Source organism: Gemmatimonas sp. (genome assembly GCF_044376735.1).
In the GTDB taxonomy this organism is placed as follows: domain Bacteria; phylum Gemmatimonadota; class Gemmatimonadetes; order Gemmatimonadales; family Gemmatimonadaceae; genus Gemmatimonas.
Genome location: NZ_JBILKJ010000175.1, coordinates 1 through 5,181 on the forward strand (window position 1 = coordinate 1; position 5,181 = coordinate 5,181).

General features: G+C 65.1%; 4 protein-coding genes and 3 tRNA genes. All 7 read right to left on the reverse strand.

Annotated elements, in window-relative coordinates; translation table 11 throughout:
* The coding region (locus tag ACIRA7_RS14720) for a M56 family metallopeptidase (protein ID WP_396221606.1) at positions 1-1,063 on the reverse strand (1,063 nt) is incomplete at its 3' end.
* Entirely contained in the window at positions 1,060-1,434 is a 375-nt protein-coding gene (locus ACIRA7_RS14725) for a BlaI/MecI/CopY family transcriptional regulator (protein WP_396221607.1), read from the reverse strand. The genes ACIRA7_RS14725 and ACIRA7_RS14720, both read right to left, overlap by 4 nt.
* Positions 1,435-1,530: 96 nt before the next feature.
* Positions 1,531-3,912: a hypothetical protein gene (locus tag ACIRA7_RS14730; protein WP_396221608.1), complete on the reverse strand. Its 2,382-nt coding sequence runs from the start codon at positions 3,910-3,912 to the stop codon at positions 1,531-1,533.
* Positions 3,913-4,199: 287 nt separating this feature from the next.
* Positions 4,200-4,272: transfer RNA gene (locus ACIRA7_RS14735), tRNA-Gly, on the reverse strand.
* A 42-nt stretch (positions 4,273-4,314) separates the two neighbouring features.
* Positions 4,315-4,397 (reverse strand) — tRNA-Tyr (locus tag ACIRA7_RS14740).
* 50 nt (positions 4,398-4,447) lie between these two features.
* A tRNA-Thr gene (locus tag ACIRA7_RS14745) sits at positions 4,448-4,520 on the reverse strand.
* An 87-nt stretch (positions 4,521-4,607) separates the two neighbouring features.
* A partial coding sequence (locus ACIRA7_RS14750; RefSeq protein ID WP_396221609.1) for a DALR domain-containing protein occupies positions 4,608-5,181 on the reverse strand: 574 nt, incomplete at its 5' end.

Genomic DNA, 5,181 nt, shown 5'->3' on the forward strand with positions numbered 1-5,181 from the left:
CCCGACCAAGGCGCGACTCCGCCTTGGCCACGTCCATTCCCTGCAGTTCGGCGGAGGTAGGCAGCTCGGCGCCACAGGCGGCGAGCAGGGCAGTTGACGACACCAGCAGTGCCGCGGCACGACGTGCCGCGAGGAAGCGAGTTGGACGAGCAGTCATGGTGCGAAGTCTCCGTTCGAGATGTGATGGACGGTAAGAAAAAGCCGGCGCGGCAAGAGGGATCCGCGGCAGCGGCGTAGCGGCGGAGAGCTCGATCAGGAGCTGTCCGTAGCGCCGGGTGGACGCACCGTGGGCCAGCACACGGGCATCACAATCGAGTTCAATGGCGAGTCGGAGCCGCCCGAGCATGAACCAAGCGGCCACGTTCCAGGGCATCAGGGCGACGACGAGGCATCCGGCGAGCAGCAGCAGTGGATCGCGGGCGTCGATATGCGCCTGTTCGTGCGCCACGACCAGCTCTTGCTCTTCAATCGAGCGCTCCAACAGCGACCACGGCACGACAATCGCCGGCTTGACCGCACCGATCACCACTGGGCCAACCGTGCCGCTGAGATGGACCGGCGTATTCCGCACCAACGCGGGTTCGGTTCGACCGAGCAGCGCGCGGCTGCGCCGGTAGCTTAGCGCCAACACCAGCAGCACCAGCAGCGATGAAACGGGCCACACCACCCCGAGCGCCCGCTGGAGCGGCGTGGGTAGCGACTGCACGGCGGATGACGCCGCTCGGGCCAGCCCATCGACCGCCTCTGCCGGCGCGCTCAGCATCCGATCGACGGCCTCGACGGCGCGATCCATTGGGCTCGGCGTGTACGCCACGCCCACGATAGGCGTTAACGACGTCGCCGCCGACAGGGCCGACGTTGCGGAGACAGATGTCGCGCGACGGAGCGGCTGAGTCGCGGTCACGCCCAGTGCGCCAACCAACGCGACGCCCCAGACGAGTCGCGCCGGTACGGCATTGAGCGCGAGTCGCTGTGCAGCCATCGCCGCGAGGGCAACGAGCAGCGACATCACCAGCGCAATCGTCATCCAGCTGGCGACGAGCGAAACCGTGGCGGCGCTCATGGTTCGTCACCCAAGCGTTCGGCGAGCAACGCCCGCATCCGCTCCAGCTCCGCGCGGCCGAGCTTTCGGTCACTCACCAACTGCGCGAACATGCGCTCGGTGGAGCCTTGGAAGATCGCATCCTTGATGCGTCCGATAGCACTCTTGCCGGCCTTGTCTGCCGCCACCGACGGGAAATAGCGATACGCGCGCCCTTCCGGCTCGTGATGGACGTATCCCTTGTCCTCGAGCGTTTGCAACGCCGAGAGCACAGAGGTGTAGGCCAACTCCTCATCGAGATGCTCGCGGACTTCGGCGACCGTGGCGGAGCCCTGTTTCCAGAGCACGGACATGACGGCCAGTTCGCGCGGGGGGAAATGAATGTCAGTCACAGGAGGGTTGCTGGCGGGGGCAAACTACTGGGTTTCCAGTAGGATAGGGCGACCGGGATCGCCTGTCAACTGGTTTCTCAGTAGTTGAGCCAAACCCTAGAATCGAATCGGTGCGTAGAGATCGACGTGCCACTTCCCCTTCGCGGTGATCGGTCGAGCCGCATCGATGCGCACCGGAAGCCCGAAGAGTCCGATACCACCACCGACGCTGGTGAGCACGCGTTCCCCTTTACCCAGATCGCGACGGTCGCCGGCCCAGCCGGCATCGAAGAACAGACCGGGTTGAATGCGCCCGGCGCGCGCCCACTGGAGTTCACTGCGCGCCATCCAATAGGCATTGCCGCGACGTGCTCCACCCTGCTGTCCGCGCAGGGTCTGCCACCCACCGATGTTCCAGCCGCGATGCAACGGCAGTGTGCCAGCCGAAGAACCACCACTGGTGAGCAGCGTCGCGCGAAGCGCACCGGGCAGCGCACGATTGACGCTGAGATCGGCGGCGGCCCGTGCGTAATCCCACGCCCCCACCGCACCTTCCAATCGCAGCGCCGTGGCCACGCGCCATCCCGTTTGGTCGATGCCGCGCGCGCCTTGCAAGCGCCATTGCGCACCCAACACGCTCCCGGATTCATACGGCACCGTATCGTTTACATACCGATCGAAGGTGCTCGCGCGATTGAACAGCCACGGCACCGAAACAGTCGCTTGCGACCCTACTCCCTGCTGCCATTCAGCAAAAAGTCGAGACTCGGTGCGGACGGCGCCCGTGCCCCGCCCCGTCGTCGCCAGCACCAGATCTGCGCCGGCGGCACGATAGTAGTACTGCTCATCCTGCGCGCTGAGCAGGTTCTGCAGCGACGCGAAAGGCCCGAAGGCGAAGCCGTAGTCATCGGCCTGCACTAACCGCCGGTAGCCTGACGCGGTGAGCTGCTGCCCCCCGTTGGCGCGCGTGGCCATGAACTCGCCGTTGACCGTTTGATCGCCAAGTGATCCGCGCGCGTTGGCTTCCCAGCTCCACCCGGCACCAAGCTGCTGGCGAAGCGCCCCACCCACAGAGAGCGCTTCCACACGGTTGTATCGCAGATATTCCAGACCCACGTGCCGCGTGATTCGCTGTGGCGCAAAGGCGGCCTGTTCGCCAAGGCCGAGGGCGGAGCGCGTGGCGTCGTCGAGCGTGGACGCATAGGCCTGTCGCCGTTCCGCCAACATGCCTTCGCTCAACTCCGGCGCATTCGCCAGCTTCTGGATATCACAGGGCACGGCAATGCGCGTGGTCACGGCATTGCCGAGCCGCGTACTGGTTTGGTATCGCACCCCCGTGGCCGCGCAGTCTGCATCTCGCTGCTGCTGCATCCGCGTGTTATAGACCGCAAATCCCTTCTCGAGCCGCTCACGTCTGGCATTCCATGCGGCTGTGTCGCTCGCCGTGCGCAAGGCGCGTCGATCTCGCCACAGCTGTTGCCACGGCGTGTTGAGCGAATCGTACATCGCACGCAGCGCGAGGTTGGCGGTTGGAATAGCCGGGACCGTTGGTACGGCGTTGACACGGTTATAGAGAAAGCCCTGCTCGATAGACACGGCCATTTTGGCTGGTCCCGCTTGCACGGTTCCGTCTACGCGCCGCATGCGCGGCAGCCAGAATCGATCGGAGTACAAGCCGTATTCGAGCGTGACCACCTTCAGTTCGGCTTTCAAGGGCTGCGCCAGTGCACGCACATACCACGGAGGACCCTTCTCGCCCTTGCCCAACGCATTGTCCACTTCAAACCACACGTCGTACGGGACCGACAGTCGATAGACCGCGCGCACCAGCTGGGCGCGCTCACTGTCGAACCAGTACGAACCCACGGTGAGATTCCATCGCGGAGCGCGCGGACGCGCGCGTAACTCGCGCAAGACGACTCGACGGCCGTCGCCGAGCGAGATGGACACGGAATCCCCGAGCGCAAACGTGTAGTACGCTTCGCTGCCGAAAGAAATGGGGTGCACGAGCCCGGTGGTATCGACCGCCTCTTCACGACCGGCACGACCCGTGGGCCCGTTCGATGAAGGGAGCCAGAGCGCATCCATGCCCGGATACCATGGCACGGGCACCAGCAGATCACCCACCGGATTCGGCACCCGGAGCGTGGTGTTGATGGCGCGACGTTGCCCCTTCATTTCAATGAAGGCTCCGGTGCCCTGCGACCACGTGACATCCCCAACCGACTCGCGCGTGGCCAACGTGCGCTCACCGCCGAGGGGCCCGATTGTGCCGCCGGCGGTGATGCGTTCGTACGCTCGAGCGCCGTACGACGCCAGCGAAGAATCCACCCGCAACCGCTCGGCCCGCGCGCGCAGCACGAAGGCCTTCGTTTCTTCGTCACGAAAGGCATTGGCGTACTCCGCGGCCGTCGGTGGCCGACGACGCAGCGGCGGAACAATCGTATCCTGGAATGCCGGGCTGACGACCAAAGCGAGCGCGAGAAATGATATGGTCATCGGGAGCCGTGTCGACAACACATGGGGAGGTGGGACAGACGTAGTCGGAGGTACGTAGGCGTGGTGCGGTTTGTTCCGCTCGTCTCGTGGGATGGGCGGAAGCGCGGCGGGCGGCCACAGCGGTGGCAACGGGCCAGCCCAAGAACAAGCGCTCCAAGCGACGGAAGTTCGGCTAGTAAGACTCCGACCATTCGTCGAAGTCCGCGATGATACCGCAAAAAAAGCCGCCCGATCCCGGCGTACCGGATCGAGCGGCTTTTGATTGGTTATCCGAACACTGACGACAGAGCGGGAGACGGGACTCGAACCCGCGACATCAAGCTTGGAAGGCTAGCGCTCTACCAACTGAGCTACTCCCGCGTGCTTCGGTGCTACCCGCCAAAACAGCCAGCGGTCCTGCAATGGTGAGGGAAGGATTCGAACCTTCGAAGGCTTGCGCCGACAGATTTACAGTCTGTTCTCGTTGGCCACTTGAGTACCTCACCGAGGCTCTCTCCGACGCGCCATGGCGGGCGCGGCTGCCGAGCTTTGAAAGAGCTGACGGTCGGGATTGAACCGACGACCTGCTGATTACAAATCAGCTGCTCTACCAACTGAGCTACGTCAGCAGAACGGGCACATGGCCCGCTCCGGACAAGACGAGCAGCATAATCCGACGGGGCCCCGAATTCAAGCAGCCCCGCTCGGATACCCGCTCAGCCCTTCCGCCAGCGCGTCCCCTCGGGGCCGTCCTCGATGAGGATGCCGCGGGCCGTCAGTTCCGCGCGCGCCGCGTCGGCCGCGGCGAAGTCCCGGCGCTCGCGGGCGGCCCGACGGGCGCCGAGACGTTCCTCGACCCACGCGGCCAATTCCGCGTCGACGTCCTGGTCCGGGACGAGGTCGAGCACGCTATCCATGAGTCGGAAGGCGGCCCGGGCCCGTTCCAAGGCTGGCAGGTCGGTGCCCTGTTCGTCGAGTTCCCGGTTCGCGTCGCTGATGAACGTGAACAGCGCGGCCAACGCCTCCGGGGCATTCAGATCGTCGAACAGCGCCTCCAGAAACGCCTTCTCCGCCTTGGTCGCCGCATCGGCGAGGGCCGCCGTCCCCGAGGTGGCCTCGGACAGGCGCAAGGCGAAGGCGCCGATACGATTGACCGCCGCCCGCGACTGCTCGAGAGAATCGTCGCCCAGATTCAGCTGCTTCCGATAATGCGCATTGAACACGAAGTGGCGATACACGGTGCCACTGATGCCCTGATCGCGCATCTCGACCACGTTGGCCACGTTGCCG

Coding starts and splice junctions, on each gene's coding strand:
- ACIRA7_RS14730 (WP_396221608.1), bottom strand. CDS start 3,912: ATGACCATATCATTTCTCGCGCTCGCTTTGGTCGTCAGCCCGGCATTC.